Source organism: Myceligenerans salitolerans (genome assembly GCF_017349295.1).
GTDB lineage: Bacteria > Actinomycetota > Actinomycetes > Actinomycetales > Cellulomonadaceae > Myceligenerans > Myceligenerans salitolerans.
Genome location: NZ_JAFMPK010000049.1, coordinates 13,437 through 28,365, shown reverse-complemented (window position 1 = coordinate 28,365; position 14,929 = coordinate 13,437). Strand labels below are relative to the sequence as shown.

General features: G+C 71.5%; 17 protein-coding genes. 11 read left to right on the top strand and 6 right to left on the bottom strand.

Translation table 11 applies throughout. The features are described from left to right. Positions 1-11: 11 nt before the first annotated feature. The 3 genes from J0911_RS19325 (at position 12) to J0911_RS19315 (ending at position 2,536) form a co-directional block, all read left to right on the top strand. On the top strand, positions 12-896 hold the full coding sequence (locus tag J0911_RS19325; protein ID WP_307865187.1) for a LysR family substrate-binding domain-containing protein: 885 nt from the start codon (positions 12-14) through the stop codon (positions 894-896). A gap of 396 nt (positions 897-1,292) precedes the next feature. Continuing rightward, a complete protein-coding gene (locus J0911_RS19320) occupies positions 1,293-1,952 on the top strand; it encodes a hypothetical protein (protein WP_207277138.1) in 660 nt (219 codons plus the stop codon). A 233-nt stretch (positions 1,953-2,185) separates the two neighbouring features. Continuing rightward, complete coding sequence (locus tag J0911_RS19315; protein WP_207277137.1) at positions 2,186-2,536, top strand: hypothetical protein; 351 nt, start codon at positions 2,186-2,188, stop codon at positions 2,534-2,536. Positions 2,537-2,623: 87 nt separating this feature from the next. Here the strand turns inward: J0911_RS19315 and msrA are convergent, their stop codons facing one another. Further along, positions 2,624-3,298, bottom strand: a complete 675-nt coding sequence (gene msrA / locus J0911_RS19310) for a peptide-methionine (S)-S-oxide reductase MsrA (RefSeq protein WP_207277136.1) — start codon at positions 3,296-3,298, stop codon at positions 2,624-2,626. A gap of 78 nt (positions 3,299-3,376) precedes the next feature. After that, positions 3,377-3,955 carry a hypothetical protein gene (locus tag J0911_RS19305; RefSeq protein ID WP_207277135.1) on the bottom strand — a complete coding sequence of 193 codons (579 nt, stop codon included), beginning with the start codon at positions 3,953-3,955 and terminating at the stop codon, positions 3,377-3,379. A gap of 222 nt (positions 3,956-4,177) precedes the next feature. Between J0911_RS19305 and J0911_RS19300 the strand changes: the two genes are divergently transcribed. Both J0911_RS19300 and ilvA read left to right on the top strand, forming a co-directional pair. After that, the gene (locus tag J0911_RS19300) at positions 4,178-5,518 is read left to right on the top strand and encodes an AI-2E family transporter (RefSeq protein ID WP_307865186.1); all 1,341 of its coding nucleotides are present in this window, start codon (positions 4,178-4,180) and stop codon (positions 5,516-5,518) included. A 25-nt stretch (positions 5,519-5,543) separates the two neighbouring features. After that, the gene (gene ilvA / locus J0911_RS19295) at positions 5,544-6,770 is read left to right on the top strand and encodes a threonine ammonia-lyase (RefSeq protein WP_207277133.1); all 1,227 of its coding nucleotides are present in this window, start codon (positions 5,544-5,546) and stop codon (positions 6,768-6,770) included. Positions 6,771-6,954: 184 nt separating this feature from the next. Here ilvA and greA read toward each other — a convergent pair whose 3' ends face one another. Next, a complete protein-coding gene (greA, locus tag J0911_RS19290; RefSeq protein ID WP_207277132.1) occupies positions 6,955-7,434 on the bottom strand; it encodes a transcription elongation factor GreA in 480 nt (159 codons plus the stop codon). 152 nt (positions 7,435-7,586) lie between these two features. Further along, on the bottom strand, positions 7,587-8,006 hold the full coding sequence (locus J0911_RS19285; RefSeq protein ID WP_207277131.1) for a DUF4307 domain-containing protein: 420 nt from the start codon (positions 8,004-8,006) through the stop codon (positions 7,587-7,589). Positions 8,007-8,156: 150 nt separating this feature from the next. Here J0911_RS19285 and mca point away from each other — a divergent pair, with 150 nt between their 5' ends. The 3 genes from mca (at position 8,157) to J0911_RS19270 (ending at position 10,323) form a co-directional block, all read left to right on the top strand. Beyond that, entirely contained in the window at positions 8,157-9,092 is a 936-nt protein-coding gene (gene mca / locus J0911_RS19280; protein WP_207277280.1) for a mycothiol conjugate amidase Mca, read from the top strand. Beyond that, positions 9,089-9,457: a hypothetical protein gene (locus J0911_RS19275; protein ID WP_207277130.1), complete on the top strand. Its 369-nt coding sequence runs from the start codon at positions 9,089-9,091 to the stop codon at positions 9,455-9,457. Before mca ends, J0911_RS19275 begins: the two co-directional genes overlap by 4 nt. A 62-nt stretch (positions 9,458-9,519) precedes the next feature. After that, positions 9,520-10,323: a carbon-nitrogen hydrolase family protein gene (locus J0911_RS19270; RefSeq protein ID WP_207277129.1), complete on the top strand. Its 804-nt coding sequence runs from the start codon at positions 9,520-9,522 to the stop codon at positions 10,321-10,323. A 40-nt stretch (positions 10,324-10,363) separates the two neighbouring features. Here J0911_RS19270 and trhA read toward each other — a convergent pair whose 3' ends face one another. After that, the gene (trhA, locus tag J0911_RS19265; protein ID WP_207277128.1) at positions 10,364-11,167 is read right to left on the bottom strand and encodes a PAQR family membrane homeostasis protein TrhA; all 804 of its coding nucleotides are present in this window, start codon (positions 11,165-11,167) and stop codon (positions 10,364-10,366) included. A 165-nt stretch (positions 11,168-11,332) separates the two neighbouring features. On the opposite strand from trhA, the gene J0911_RS19260 reads away from it, so the two are divergent. Together J0911_RS19260 and J0911_RS19255 are read left to right on the top strand one after the other, a co-directional pair. Then, complete coding sequence (locus tag J0911_RS19260) at positions 11,333-12,094, top strand: isoprenyl transferase (protein ID WP_207277127.1); 762 nt, start codon at positions 11,333-11,335, stop codon at positions 12,092-12,094. Between the two features lie 158 nt (positions 12,095-12,252). Beyond that, a complete protein-coding gene (locus J0911_RS19255; RefSeq protein WP_207277126.1) occupies positions 12,253-12,741 on the top strand; it encodes a MarR family winged helix-turn-helix transcriptional regulator in 489 nt (162 codons plus the stop codon). Between the two features lie 34 nt (positions 12,742-12,775). Here J0911_RS19255 and J0911_RS19250 read toward each other — a convergent pair whose 3' ends face one another. Beyond that, positions 12,776-13,687, bottom strand: a complete 912-nt coding sequence (locus J0911_RS19250; RefSeq protein WP_207277125.1) for a LysR family transcriptional regulator — start codon at positions 13,685-13,687, stop codon at positions 12,776-12,778. A 91-nt stretch (positions 13,688-13,778) separates the two neighbouring features. Here J0911_RS19250 and ald point away from each other — a divergent pair, with 91 nt between their 5' ends. After that, positions 13,779-14,873: an alanine dehydrogenase gene (gene ald / locus J0911_RS19245; protein ID WP_207277124.1), complete on the top strand. Its 1,095-nt coding sequence runs from the start codon at positions 13,779-13,781 to the stop codon at positions 14,871-14,873. The last annotated feature ends 56 nt before the right edge of the window (positions 14,874-14,929 follow it).

The window sequence follows — 14,929 nt, the reverse complement described above, 5'->3', positions numbered from 1 at the left end:
ATGCTTGCCTGGTGTCTGAGACCTTCCGCCTCGCCTACGTTCCCGGCGCCACGCCCGGCAAGTGGGCGAGAGTGTGGCGCGAGCGCCTGCCCGACGTGACGCTGGACCTGGTCCAGGTCGACGCCGCGGACGTTCCCTCCGCCCTGCGGGAGGGCCGGGCCGACGTCGCGGTCGCACGGCTGCCGGTGGACACCGACGTCTTCTCCCGCATCCCGCTGTACGAGGAGGTCGCGGTCGTGTGCGTGCACCGGGACCATCTCGTCGCGGCCCTCGAGCCGGACGAGGCGGTGACGCCGGAGGACCTCGCCGGCGAGACGGTGTGGCTGCCGCAGGACGACGTGCTGTACGGCATTCCTGGTGACCGGTTCGTCGAGTCGGGTCGGACGGCGGACTCCGTGCCGGGGCGTGCGGTCGTGCCCGGACGAGAGCCCGTGGATCCCGAGGGCGCGCCGCTGGAACGGCCCGCGACGGCGGCGGACGCGCTCGCGATCGTCGGCGCGGCGGCGGGGATCACGGTGCTCCCGATGTCACTCGCGCGTCTGCACCACCGCAAGGACGTGGTGTACCGGCCGCTCGACGGCGGCCCGACGGCGCCGGTCGGACTCGTGTGGCCCGTCGACCGGACGACGGACCTCGTCGAGGAGATGATCGGCATCGTCCGGGGGCGGACCGTGAACAGCTCGCGGGGCCGCGGGCGGACACGGTCGTCCGCCGACGCCGCAGCGGCCGAGCGGACGGCGCCCATCCGTGACCGGAAGGGCCCACGCGGGGGAAAGCGTGGTGACTCGTCCGCGACGGGCCGCGGCCAAGGGCAGGGTAGGGGCCGGCCGAAGAGCCGCGGGGGTGGTTCGCCGGCGAACCAGAGCGGCCGGAAGAGGCGGAGAAGAGAGAACTGACCCGCGGTATCACCGGGGCTTCGTGATCCACGGCCGTCGCTTCGCGTGCCCGGGCGGTGCCGGGCAGGGTGCCGACGTCGCCCGCACGGCCGGTTCGTGCCTTCCGCCTCCGGCGTGCGGAACGGCGTGGTGCGGCATCCCGTCGACGAAGTTGGACGGGTGAATTAGAGGAAAGAAACGGCAAAGGAAATGGCGGTCCTGCTATTGGCGCGACCGTCGGTTCCGAGTGTCTCAGCAGGTGACGGCCACTGTTCCGAGTAAAGACGTTCGATATCTGCGACCGGAAGCCCTGGGGATAAATCGGCGAGATGGGCTTTGGTGTTCCGCCGGGTTCCCGCTATTGTTCGGCGAGTTGCGCGGGTCGTAGCGCGACACCCAGTCGAAGGAGCATCCCCCATGAACCGCATTGCCGCACTCGGAGCCACCGCGCTCCTCGCGGTCGGCTTGGGCGCCGCCCCGGCCGTCGCCGCACCGCTCACCTACGAGAACGGCTTCACCGTCACTGCCTCGAATGACTCGGGCGCCACCTGCCCGAAGGACGGCAAGATCGACGTCGGGGACGATTACGAGGGCGACCCCAAGGAGATCACGATCACCGCGCCTGAGGGCCAGGTCATCACGGGCTACTGCGTCAAGGCCGGATCCGCCAAGCAGGGCGAGGGGCCGGAGTACGTCGAATTCGGCGAGGATGACTACCGCACCGAGGTGACGATCAAGCACTCGTCTGGCAAGGACATCAGTCACTACACCGTCTTCTATGCCGACGCTCCGTCTCCGTCTCCGTCCCCCTCGGACGAGCCGAGTGACGAGCCTTCCGACGGGTCGTCGGAGGAGCCGGGTGACGAGCCCACCACCGGGCCGTCGGAGGAGCCCACCACCGGGCCGTCGGACGAGCCCACCGAGCCGGGCACGGAGCCGAGCGACGAGGCGGAGGACGACGGGGGCGTGCTCGCCGCGACCGGCGCCGGTCCTGCCATCGGGTACGGGCTGCTCGCGCTCGCCCTCGTCGGCGGCGGTGCCGCGCTGCTGGTGCTGCGCAGGCGTCGGATGGCCTGAACCACCGGCTGAGCACCACGTGATTCCGCCGGGGCGGCGGCCTGACACTCGGGTCACCGCCCCGGCGGCGCGCGTTTCCATACGATGGTTCGTGTCCACGGCGCGTGTGCCCTGGCGCGGACCCGACTCCCAGCGGCCCGGTGGAGGACGGGGCCGAGGAAGCTGAGGACGACATGGACGCTGTTCACGGTACCGAGCACCAGGTTCGGACGGAGGGCTCGACGCCGAGGGGCATGGCTGCCCTCGACGCGTCGCCCGCGAACGGGGCGGGCCCCGGACCGGAGGCCGCAGCGGGTGCGGTCACCGGGGCCGCCCGCGTGCCGGCGGGCTCCCTGGCGCCAGGAACCGGGCCGATCGCCGTCGTCGCGCTCGTCGTGGTCGGTATCGCGGGCGCTCTGGCCTATCTGCTCCGACGCCGGAGGCGGCGAGCCGGGCGTGCCACCGAGCCGGTCCCCGGCGGCCCGGCGGTCACGGCGGCGGCCACGACCGCGCCGGCCACGGCGCCGGAGGCCTTGCGGCCTCGCCGGGGGGCGCCCACGTTCGTGGTCGACGACGACACGGGAGAGTTCCCGAGCCTCCGCTGACCTCCGCGCCGTAAGGGTCGGGGCGGCCTGCCCGCCGTCTCGCCCTGCCTGCCCCGGCGGCCGCCTGGCCTGACGGTACGCAGCCCGTCAGGCCGCGTCGGGGTACGGAACCCCCGTGGTCGCATGGCAGCGGTACCCGTTCGGGTTCTTCGCCTCGCTGAGGTACTGCTGGTGATAGTCCTCGGCCAGGTAGAAGGACCCGACCTCCGCCGCCGGACGCAGCTCCGTCGTGATGGGGTCGTATCCCTTGGCGTCGAGCACCTCCTGGTATCGGGCCGCGGTGCGCCGGGCCGCCTCACCCTGCTCCGGCGTGGTCCAGTAGACGGCCGACCGGTACTGGGTGCCGACGTCGTTCCCCTGGCGGAAGCCCTGGGTGGGGTCGTGGCGCTCCCAGAAGATCCGCAGCAACTCCTCCTCCGAGACACGCGACGGGTCGTAGGCGACCATCGCCGTCTCGGTGTGGCCGGTGCGGGCGGTGCAGACCTCTTCGTAGGTGGGGTTCGGCGTCGTGCCGCCCATGTAGCCGACGGCGGTCGACACCACACCGGGCACCTGCCAGAAGATCTCCTCGGCACCCCAGAAACAGCCCATCGCGAGGTACAGCACGCGGGTGTCCGGCTCCCACGGGCCGGTGAGGGACGTGCCGAGCACCGTGTGCGGTCGCGGTGCGGGCAGAACGGGGGACTCGCGGCCCGGCAGGGCGTCCTCGGGAGCGATCATCGTGGTCTTGCCCTGGCCGAACAGCGACTCGAAGAACGACATGGCTGCTACCTCCTTGATGTGGCGTGAGTGGGAACGCCGCTGCCGCCCGGGCTGTTCCGGACGTGACCACAGTCTCCGTCAGCGGACGTCGAAGGAGGAAGCGAAGTGCTCGATCTCCGCCGTGAGGTCCTCGACCGTCTCCAGGTTCTTCCGCCAGTCGTCGGGGATCTCGAGACGGTGGTCGCCGCCCGGCACCTCGACGAAGTCCGCGCGGAGAGAGGCCACCAGGTCGTGGTCCCAGGTGGGATCGGCACTGCCGCCGATCAGGAGGTGATCCCCTTCGAGCCCTGCCACGGCCTCCCGTATGTCGGCTGCGTCGTCCCAGGTGAGCAGGGGCGTGAGCCAGATACCGGGCAGGCCCAGCCGCGCGGCGGCCGGGATCGCGAGGGTACCCAGGGACTTGCCGACCACCAGATGCGTCACACCGTCGCCGGGCCCGTCCGAACCCTCGAGCAGCTCGGCGGCCGCGATACGGGCACCGTCGAGGTCCGGCGTCCCGGACCATTCCACGACGCGGACGGTCCAGCCCAGCTCCAGGAGCGCGGCACGCGAGTGGTGGAGCAGGGGCGCCAGGGCGGTGTACGCGACGTCGGGAAGCATGGTCACGACCCGGCTCGGGTCGCCGTCGGTCCGGTGGAGGTCGTAGATGTTGGACACTCGCCCAGGATGACGAAGCGCCCCGGGGAGGAAAAGGAAAGTCGGTGGTACGCGCCGACGTTTCAGGCCAGGCCGAAAGAAGACCCGGCCCCTGGCCACGACACCGGGGCCCGCACGGGCAGGAGCCGGCGTCCGGGTTTTCTGTGCAGGAACTGGCGTGTCCGTGTGATCTGCGCGTGGTGGCACGTGGCGCGTCCGGCGGAATCGCCTACGTTGGGCATCGTGAGCGAGAACGAGTCTGTCTCCGTCCCCGCCGACACCGAGCCGCGGGCCGGGGCGACGCCCTCCGCGGGCCCGGTGACCCGCGCCGCGAAGAACGAGGTGAAGGCGTCCGGCGACGGCGGGACGAAGCGGACGACGACGGATGCCGCAGCCGCGGGAGCGCCGGCGAAGCCGTCCGGCCCTCCTGTCGCCGCCCACGCAACCACCACCGTGCCCCGCACCATCCGCGAGGCCGCCGCGTGGTCCTGGCGGATCCTGCTCATCGGCGCCGCGCTCGCGGCGATCGGCTGGCTGCTCGCGAGCCTCCGGGTGATCGTCGTGCCGGTGGCCGTGGCACTGCTCCTGGCAGTGATGCTCACCCCCGTGCGGCGCTTCCTGCAGCACACCCTGCGGGTGCCGCGCGGACTCGCGTCCGGCATCTCCCTGGTCGGCCTGATCCTTGCCGCCGCCGCCCTCGTCACCTTCGCGGGGCAGCAGGTCGCGACCGGCTTCGCCGATCTGTCGGAGGAGGCCATCGCCGGCTTCGAGGAACTGACGGGCTTCCTCGACCGCCAGTTCCAGCTCGACCTGGGCGACTACCAGGGCGAGCTCCTCACCGAACTGGAGGCACAGCGGGACGCGATCATCGCCGGTGCTCTCGGCGCCGCGGTCACCGCGGGAAACCTGCTGATCGGCGCCCTCATCGCACTGTTCTGCACGTTCTTCTTCCTGCACGACCCCCGCGGCATCTGGAGCTGGGTGGTCGGCCTCCTGCCCGCGGCAGCGCGGGACCGCGTGCACCAGGCCGGACGCCGGGGCATCGTGACCCTCTCCGCCTACACCCGCACCCAGATCCTCGTTGCCGGCGTCGACGCCATCGGGATCGGGCTCGGATCGGCGTTCTTCGTGCCGTCCCTCGCCGTCCCGATCGGGGTGCTCGTGTTCGTCGGCTCGTTCATCCCGATGGTCGGTGCCATCGTCACAGGAGCCATCGCGACCGTGGTGGTGCTCGTCGCCCAGGGCTGGGTCGCGGCGATCATCATGCTGGGCATCGTCATCCTGGTGCAGCAGATCGAGAGCCACGTGCTCCAGCCCTTCCTCATGGGCCAGGCGGTGTCCCTGCACCCCGTCGCCGTGATCCTCGCGGTTGCCGCCGGATCGTTCGTGGCCGGCATCGCCGGCGCGCTCTTCGCCGTGCCGCTTCTCGCGCTGGTCAACACCGTGGTGCTCTACCTCACCGGGCACGACAAGTTCCCGGAGCTCGGTGACGACGACAAACTCCCCATCAGATGGCTCGCTCCCGATGCCCCACCGCTGCGCATCCCGCTGCGCCGGGCCGCGGATCCGGCGGAGGACTCCTGACACCGGCGCGTTGTAGTGTCGCGGGGTGACACCCAGTACCGTCCCCACCGTGAGCGCGGACGACGTCCGCGAGGCCGCAGGTCTCCTCGACGGCGTGATCACCCGCACGCCCGTCGTCGAGAGCCGGGCACTTTCCCAGCTCGCCGGCGCCAAGGTCGTGCTCAAGTGCGAGAACCTCCAGCGTGCCGGATCCTTCAAGGTCCGTGGCGCCTACACGCGCCTGTCCCGCCTCACCCCCGAGGAACGCGACCGTGGTGTCGTCGCCGCGAGTGCCGGCAACCACGCCCAGGGCGTGGCGCTCGCAGCGGGCATGCTGGGCATCGACGCCATGGTGTTCATGCCGGTCGACGCCCCCCTCCCGAAGCTGTCCGCCACCCGCAGCTACGGCGCCGAGGTGCGCCAGGTCGGCAGCAGCGTCGACGAGGCGCTGTCGGCCGCGCGCGTCGAGGCCGCCCGCTCGGGGCGCATCCTCATCCACCCGTTCGACCACGCCGACATCGTCGCCGGTCAGGGCACCATCGCGCTGGAGATCCTGGAGCAGGTGCCCGATGTCGCGACCATCCTCGTGCCGCTGGGTGGCGGTGGCCTGGTGGCCGGGATCGCGGCCGTCCTGGCCGACGTCGCGCCCCACGTGCGCGTCGTGGGCGTGCAGGCCGCGCAGGCCGCGGCCTATCCCGGGTCGCTCGACGCGGGGCGCCCGACGGCGGTCGACCTGCAACCGACCATGGCCGACGGCATCGCGATCGGTACCCCGGGGCAGGTGCCGTTCGGGCTCGTGGCGGGACACGGCGTGGAGGTCCGTACGGTCAGTGAGGACCTGCTGTCCCGCGGCCTGCTCCTGGTGCTGGAGCGTGGCAAGCTCATGGTGGAGCCCGCGGGCGCGGCCGGTGTGGCCGGGTTGCTGGCCGCCGCACCAGGGGAGTTCGCCGGACCGATCGTCCCGGTGCTCAGCGGCGGGAACATCGATCCGCTCGTGCTGCTCCGGGTGGTCCAGCACGGTCTTGTCGCGGCGGGCCGCTATCTGCAGCTCCGGGTGCGCGTCCAGGACCGGCCCGGCGCGCTGGCCGGTCTCGTCGACGCGATCGCCGCGGCGGGCGCCAACATCGTCCAGGTGGAGCACTCGCGCACCGACGTCTCCCTGTCGGTGTCGGAGGTGCTGGTCAATCTTCAGGTGGAGACCAAGAGCGCGGAGCACCGGACGTCCGTCGTCGAACGCCTGCGCCAGGACGGCTTCGCCGTCGACGTCACGTAGCCGCGGTCCACAGCCCGCCGACGGCGCCGGGCGCGGCCCGTCCGGCCGACGGGGAAAGACGCCGGCCCGCGGGCCGGGGCGCAGGACGACGAAGGCACGCCGCGGTCCGTTCACCGTGGCGTGCCCTCGTCGTCGGGAGCCGTGGTTCCGCCGACCCGGAGAGCGGGCACGGCAGGGGAGAGGTTCAGGCGAACGGCTTGGCGTCCATGATCTCGACCTCGATCGTCTTGCCGTTCGGTGCCTCGTAGCTGGTCCTGTCGCCGACCTTCTTCTCCACGATGGCCGCGCCGAGCGGGGAGGTGGGGGAGAAGACGTCCATGTCCGTGTCACCTGCCATCTCGCGGGACCCCAGCAGGAACGTCTCGTTGTCGCCGAAGATCGACACCGTGACGACCATGCCGGGCTGCACCGTGCCGTCGTCGGACGGCTGACCCACCTGGACGGTACGCAGCTTCTCCGTGAGTTCCTTGATGCGGGCCTCGTTCTTCGCCTGCTCCTCGCGAGCGGCGTGGTACCCACCGTTCTCCTTGAGATCGCCCTCGTCGCGTGCGGCGGCGATGCGCTCGGTGATCTCCGCGCGGTAAGGGCCGGAAAGGCGCTCCAGCTCGGCCTGAAGCCGGTCGTACGCGTCCTGGGTGAGCCAGGTGACAGAGGTGTCGGTCACGGAAGCTCTCCTTTCGTGGTAGCTCGTTCGAGCGGCGGTGGGGCACCGACAACGCGCAAGACCCGCCGAACGGGAAAGCACGCACGTGCCCGTTCAGCGGGTCTCTACAGCGTGTGAAACGTCAATTCTATCAACGAACCGCCCGGTAAGTGTCAAGGGCTTACCGAGCAGCGGTCGACGATGCCGGTCGTCGCCTCCTGAGTGGTCCGCACGTCGGCGGTGACCCGGACGGCGTCACGCTCGTCCGGCCCCACCTCGACGTCGAGGGATCCCACCTCGGCGTAACTCGGGTTGAGGGCCGTGACGGTGCACACCGCCGTCGTCCCCGGCGGCATCATCACGTCGAACGTCACCGACACCAGCTCGGCGCTCTCGACGGAGAACCCCACGTCCCGGAAGGAGACCGGGTTGCGTTGCGCGTCGGACCAGGCGAACCAGGCGGCGCCGGCGACGCCGACGGCGAGTGCCGCCGCGATCGCGATCCGCGCACCGACCGACAGGCGCGGTCGGCCGGACGGCCCGGTCTCGCGCGCCGGGCGGCCGTAACGGTCTGCTAGGGGGTCGGAGCTCATAGTGACATGATGGTGCATGTCGCCGACATCGACGAAGGGGCCGCCGCGAAGCAGGCGCGCGGCGCCGCTCGGTGTCGGACGAGAACATTGCCGTCGACTGCCGGCCGGGAGGTCCAGGTGTCCGAATCCGAGCGCGAGCCGCTCCGCCTCATGGCGGTGCACGCGCACCCCGACGACGAGTCGAGCAAGGGGGCCGCGACCACGGCCCGCTACGCGGCCGAGGGCGTGGAGGTTCTCGTCGTCACCTGTACCGGAGGAGAACGGGGCGACATCCTCAACCCGTCGTACGTCGTGCCCGACGGGCACGAGTTCGACTCGCTCGACGGGCGTCACGCGGTGCGCCGTGAGGAGATGGCCCGCTCGGCCGCCGCGCTCGGCGTGCGGCACCGCTGGCTGGGCTTCGTCGACTCCGGACTGCCCGAGGGAGACCCGCTGCCCCCGCTGCCCGAGGGCTGCTTCGCGCTCGTGCCGCTCGAAGAGGCCTCGGAGCCGCTGGTCCGCCTGGTGAGGGAGTTCCGGCCGCATGTCATGACGACCTACGACCCGTCGGGCGGCTATCCCCACCCCGACCACATCAAGTGCCACGAGGTGTCGGCCGAGGCGTTCGCCGCCGCCGGGGACGCGGCGCGGTATCCGGACGCCGGCGAACCGTGGGAGCCCATGAAGCTCTACTACAACCACGGGTTCTCGATGGAGAGCCTGCGTGCGGTGCACGAGGCCATGGAGGGCGCCGGACTGGAGTCCCCGTTCGGCGACTGGATCGAGTCCCGCGCGGCGCGCGAGATCCCGGAGCGTGAGGTCACGACGTACGTGCCCGTGTCCGGCTACTTCTCCCACCGCGACGACGCCCTGCGTGCGCACGCCTCGCAGATCGACCCGGACGGCTTCTTCTTCGCGGTCCCCCGCGACATCGAGGCCGACGTGTGGCCCTGGGACGAGTACGAGCTCGCCGTGTCGAACATCCCGCTCCCCGAGCGCGCGCCCGGAGAGCACGAGGACGACCTGTTCGCGGGCGTGCGCGAGGCCCTCGACGCCGAGCGGGCGGCCGGCGACGAGGGCCGGGAGCACGCGCAGGTGAACGCATGAACGAGGCTCTGTCCATGGCGGCGGTCGCGAGCACGCGCTGGGCCGAGATCGTCGCCGCGGCGCCGTCGCCCGACCCGACCGAGGGCGTGCTGCGGCCCGGCCTCGAGGAGACGGACATCACGCCCGGGCTCGTGGGGTTCCTCGTCACGTTCGCCGTCGCGGTCGCCTGCGTGTTCCTCTTCCTGTCGCTGACGCGGCACCTGCGCAAGGCGCGCCGCAACGCGGAGGAGCAGGGCCTGGACGTCGAGAGGCGCAAGGGGATCGAGATCCGGCGGGACGTCGACCACCGCCCCCCGGCCGACCGCTACCCGCGCGACAGCCAGGGTCACATCGACATCCCTCCCGGCGGCGTGGGGCCGGTGTGAGAGATCGGGACCCTGGGAGGAGCGGCACGGCGTCGGACGGCGTCCCAGGCGTCGTCGGTGACGTGAGCGCGGAGAAGGTCCGCGTCACGGTCGCGCAGCTGACGGTCTCCGACGACGCCGCCGCGAACCGGGAGACGGCGGTATCGGCGTTCCGCGAGGCGGCGCGGGTGAAGGCGCAGCTGCTGGTGCTGCCGGAGTACGCCGCGGCGTACGACCCCCGCGGTGTCGGCGCCGAGCACGCCGAACCCCTCGACGGGCCGTATGTCTCCCTGCTGCGCCGGCGTGCCGCCGAGACCGGCGTCTCGGTGATCGCCGGGCTCGCGCTGCCTGCCGGCGAAGGTCGCGCGGCCAACGCCCTCGCGGTCGTGGACCGTGAGGGCGTCCTGGCCGGCGTGTACCGGAAGGTGCACCTCTACGACGCGTTCGGAACGCGTGAGTCGGACCGCCTGGAGCCCGGCCCGGCCGGCGCGGACCCGGTCACCCTGACGCTCGGCGGTCTCAGATTCGGTGTGCTGACCTGCTACGACCTTCGCTTCCCGGAGTCGGCGCGGCGCGTCGTGGACGCCGGGGCCGACGTCCTGGTCTACCCGGCGGCCTGGATGGCCGGGCCGCTGAAGGTGGACCACTGGCACACCCTGCTGCGGGCACGGGCGATCGAGAACACGGCGATCGTGCTCGGCGTCGGGATGGCGGGCAAGAGCGTCACCGGGCGATCGCTCTTGGTCGGGCCCGACGGCGTCGTCGGTCTGGAGCTGGGGGACGGGCCTGAGATCAGGACCGTCGACCTGGACCCGTCAGGCGTCGCGGCGGCCCGCCGGACCAACCCGTCCCTGGCCAACCGCCGCTACGCCGTCGTCCCGAGGTAGCGCCCGGTACGCGGGGCCCGGCCGCCGAGGAGAGCCGGGCTCAGGACAGCACCGCCAGGTAGATCGCCGCGACGTGCGAGGCGAAACCGATGACCGTGAGCACGTGGAAGATCTCGTGGAAGCCGAACCAGCGCGGGCTGGGGTCCGGCCTCTTCGTCGCGTAGACCACGGCGCCCAGCGTGTAGGCGAGGCCTCCGGAGATGACCAGCCAGACCACGGCGGGCCCGCCGGCCTCCCAGAACGGCTTCATGTAGCCGACGGCCACCCAGCCGAGCGCCACGTAGATCGGCGTGTAGACCCAGCGGGGTGCGTGCAGCCACACGATGCGGCCGATCAGCCCGGCCAGCGCACCGCTCCAGACGATCCACAGCAGGATCGTGGCGTCGCGCTCGTCCAGCAGGGTGACCGCGAGCGGCGTGTACGTGCCGGCGATGATGAGGAAGATGTTGGAGTGGTCGGCGCGTCGCAGGATCCCCTCCACCTTCGGCGACCACGTGCCGCGGTGGTACACGGCGCTGGTGCCGAACAGCAACGCCGCCGTGAGGCCGAAGACCGCGACGGACCACTTGGCGGCCGCTCCCGGCGCGAGCACCACCAGCGTGATGCTCGCCGCGAGGGCGAACGGGAACGTGCCGGCGTGGATCCAGCCGCGCAGGTGGGGTTTGATCTTCCGCTCCACCGTGTCCGACACGGTCGTGGAGATCGTCTGCACGACACCGGTCACGCTGCCACGCACGTCGTCGAAGGTGTCGCCGACCCGGTCGAAGGTGTCGGACACCTTGTCACGGACGTTCTCGACAGGGCCTGACGACGGCCGGCGGGGCTCGTTCGCTGTTGGTGCCATCTGTCATCTCCTTCGCTCGGCCGACGGCAACAACCTACGGTAGCGTAGGTTGTTGCCAGGCTAGGCCGCGGATCCCGGGACTGGCGTCCGCGGTGTGAAGATCCTGCGGCGGGTTGGCGCGAGGGCCCGTGCTATACGGATGCCGGGGCGCGGTAGCGTTTTCCCGTGCTTCTGCCCTCACCTCTCTACCGACTGTACGAGCGCCGTCTCGCGCGCAGCCTCGTCGGTGCCTCGCTTCCTCGGCACATCGGCGTGATGCTCGACGGCAACCGGCGTTGGGCGAAGTCGTTCGGCGAGACCGCGGCCACGGGGCACCGGCGGGGTGCCGACAAGATCGCGGACCTGCTCGGCTGGGCGGAGCCGCTGGGTATCGAGGTCGTGACGCTGTGGATGCTCTCCACGGACAACCTGAGCCGCTCGGCCGCCGAGCTGGAGAACCTCCTGGAGATCATCGAGGACGCGGTCCGTGACCTCGCGGAGTCCGGTCGCTGGCGTCTGCGTGCCATCGGCCGGCTGGACCTGCTGCCGGAGCGTCTCTCGCGGACTCTGCGCCAGGCGCAGGAGGCGACGTCCGGCGTCGGCGGGCTGCAGGTGAACGTGGCCATCGGCTACGGCGGCCGGCAGGAGATCGCCGACGCGGTCCGTTCCTACCTCACCGAGGAGCTGAAGAACGGCGCGACGCTGGAGGAGCTCGCCGAGCGCACCGACGTCGAACACATCGCCGAGCACCTGTACACGCGTGGCCAGCCCGACCCGGAGCTGGTGATCCGTACGTCGGGCGAGCAGCGGGTCGGGGGGTTCCTGATGTGGCAGTCGATGCACTCGGAGTACTACTTCTGCGAGGCGTACTGGCCGGCGTTCCGGCGGGTCGACTTCCTGCGCGCGCTGCGGGACTTCTCCCAGCGGGAGCGTCGCCTCGGGCGCTGAGTTCCGGCCTCCACGAGCCCTCGAGCCGCGCGCTTCCTGGCGCGGCTTGCCGCGTCGGGGCGCCCGTCCTGAAAGTCTGCACCATATGAGTCCTTCCTGCGGAAATCTGAGCCGCCCTGGGGTAGCGTGCCAGTCGAAGCAGGAGAGGATCACACCCGATGACAGTGAGAGAACGGCCTGCTCCCACGCCGCGCGAGGCAGCGGAGGCATGGGAGTCGCTCTTCCGGACACAGGTGACCTTGATGCGCCGGTTGCTCGCCGATGACATCTGGGACGAACTGAGCATGCGCGAGTACGACGTGCTGTTCACGCTCTCCGGCGGTTCGGGCTCGATGCGGCTGCGAGACCTGAACGAGAACATCCTCATGGCGCAGTCGTCCCTGTCGCGCCTGGTGGACCGCCTGGAACGGCGGGGGCTGGTGCGGCGCGAGTCCGCGCCCGAGGACGGCCGGGGCGTGAAGGTGGTGCTCACCGACGACGGCGTCCGGCTGCAGAAGGAGGTGGGACTGCGGCACGTGCGGTCGATCGCGCACTACGTCGGTTCCGCGATGCGGGCCGACGACCTCGCGACGCTGCGCACGCTGCTCGACAAGCTGCGTGCGGCGCAGTCCGCCGTTCCTGACCGGCCGAGGGCCGTCGCCACGTAGCGCGACCTGGTGTGTCCGCCGGACGGGCGGTGCGTCAGGGGCTGACGCGGGTGATCGCGTCCGCGACCTCCCGGACGGCGACGCGCGACATGGCGGCCCGGCGTCCCATCAGGTGGATGTCCCGCTCCAGCGGATCCGCGAAGGGCAGGATCCGCACCGCGTACCGCTGGTCGACGGCGAGCCGTGGCAGCAGCGTCACCGCCAGGCCGGCCTCCACGTAGCGCAGCAGCGAGCCGTGCGACATGCACCGTGCGGCGATCCGCGGGCGGAACCCCGCGCGGAGGCAGAGACGCTCGGCCAGGTCCGCCAGGTGCGCCCCCGGTTTCTCGAACGCCCAGGTGGCGTCCGCCAGTGCGGGAAGGCGGACGGCGTCGGCTCCGTGGCCGGGCGCCGGTACGCCCGGTACCGTCACGTCCTCGCCCAGCACGAGCACGACGTCGTCCCGCGTCAGCGACGTGCGCACGAGGTCGGGATCGGACGGCTCGGGGGAGTCCTCGAAGTCTCCGCTGACCGCCAGGTCGACCTCGCCGCGGCGCAGCGCGGGCAGCGCCTCCGACGGCTCGGCCTCCGTCAGCACGACGGCGATGCGTGGGTGCGTGGCACGCAGACGCCGTACCGCGGGGATCAGAATGGTGTGGAGCACGCTGGTGAACGCGGCGACCCGCACGGTACCGGTGGGCTCGGAGTGCAGACCCGCGATCTCCGCCTCGACCGACTCGATGTGGTCGAGGATCTCCGTCGCGTGCCGGGCCAGCTCCAGCCCGACCGGCGTCAGGCGGACCCGGCGGCCGGCCCGTTCCAGGAGGTGCGCACCGGATTCCTTCTCCAGGGTGGCGAGCTGCTGCGAGACGCTCGACGGGCTCAGGTGCAGCGCCTCGGCCACGGCGCGTACCGTCCCCAGCTGGTGGAGCTGGCGCAGCAGGTGAAGGCGCCAGGGATCGAGCATGCGGCACCGGACCTCTCTGTTCGGTTTCTCCGAACATTCTATTCGCAGATGTGACCTGGACCGCACAGCGGGACCGGCCTACCGTCGAAACATGAAGATCGGAATACCCACCGAGATCAAGAACAACGAGAACCGCGTCGGCATCACCCCCGCCGGCGCGCATGAGCTCGTTCGCCGCGGCCACCAGGTCCTCGTCCAGGCGGGCGCCGGGACCGGTTCGGGCTTCACCGACGAGGCCTATCACGTGGCCGGAGCCGTCACGCTCGCCACCGCCGACGAGGTCTGGGCGGACTCCGACATGGTCGTCAAGGTCAAGGAGCCCATCGAGCCGGAGTATCGACGGCTGCGCGCCGACCAGGTGCTGTTCACCTATCTGCACCTCGCGGCGTCGGAGCCGTGCACGCGTGCGCTGCTCGACGCCGGCACGACCGCCATCGCGTACGAGACCGTCCAGCTCCCGGACCGCTCGCTCCCGCTGCTCGCGCCCATGAGCGAGGTCGCCGGCCGGCTCTCGATCCAGACGGGTGGCTACCACCTGCTGCGGGCGGCCGGCGGCGCGGGCGTCCTCATGGGCGGCGTCCCGGGCACGCCCGAGGCGAAGGTGCTGGTGGTCGGCGGCGGTGTGGCCGGCGAGCACGCGGCGGCCAACGCTCTGGGCATGGGCGCCGACGTGACCGTCGTCGACATCTCCCTGCCGCGCCTGCGTGAGCTCGACCACCGGTTCCACGGGCGGCTCCACACCCGCTACTCCACTCAGTACGAGATCGCCGAGCAGGTGGAACGGGCCGACCTCGTCATCGGCTCCGTCCTGGTACCGGGCGCCGCCGCGCCCAAGCTGGTCACCGACCAGATGGTGAAGGCGGCAAAGCCGGGAACCGTGTTCGTGGACATCGCCATCGACCAGGGCGGCTGCTTCGAGGGGTCGCACCCGACCACGCACGACGACCCGACCTACGGTGTGCACGACGCCCTGTTCTACTGCGTCGCGAACATGCCCGGCGCGGTGCCCCAGACGTCCACGCGTGCGCTGACCAACGCGACCCTGCCGTACGTCGTCGCCCTCGCGGACCAGGGCTGGAAGGCCGCGCTGGCCGCGGACCGGTCCCTCGCCCAGGGCCTGAGCACCCACGCCGGCGAACTCCGCAGCAAGGAGGTCGCCGACGCCCTGGGCCTCGAGCACGCCTGACCTCCGCCGTCCGTCGTGCGGGTGTGAATGCGGTCGGTCCGGTGTCGAGCGGTCGG

Coding starts and splice junctions, on each gene's coding strand:
- J0911_RS19285 (WP_207277131.1), bottom strand. CDS start 8,006: ATGAGCTCCGACCCCCTAGCAGACCGTTACGGCCGCCCGGCGCGCGAG.
- J0911_RS19275 (WP_207277130.1), top strand. CDS start 9,089: ATGAACGAGGCTCTGTCCATGGCGGCGGTCGCGAGCACGCGCTGGGCC.
- J0911_RS19315 (WP_207277137.1), top strand. CDS start 2,186: ATGGCTGCCCTCGACGCGTCGCCCGCGAACGGGGCGGGCCCCGGACCG.
- trhA (WP_207277128.1), bottom strand. CDS start 11,167: ATGGCACCAACAGCGAACGAGCCCCGCCGGCCGTCGTCAGGCCCTGTC.
- mca (WP_207277280.1), top strand. CDS start 8,157: ATGGCGGTGCACGCGCACCCCGACGACGAGTCGAGCAAGGGGGCCGCG.
- J0911_RS19255 (WP_207277126.1), top strand. CDS start 12,253: ATGACAGTGAGAGAACGGCCTGCTCCCACGCCGCGCGAGGCAGCGGAG.
- J0911_RS19320 (WP_207277138.1), top strand. CDS start 1,293: ATGAACCGCATTGCCGCACTCGGAGCCACCGCGCTCCTCGCGGTCGGC.
- ald (WP_207277124.1), top strand. CDS start 13,779: ATGAAGATCGGAATACCCACCGAGATCAAGAACAACGAGAACCGCGTC.
- msrA (WP_207277136.1), bottom strand. CDS start 3,298: ATGTCGTTCTTCGAGTCGCTGTTCGGCCAGGGCAAGACCACGATGATC.
- J0911_RS19250 (WP_207277125.1), bottom strand. CDS start 13,687: ATGCTCGATCCCTGGCGCCTTCACCTGCTGCGCCAGCTCCACCAGCTG.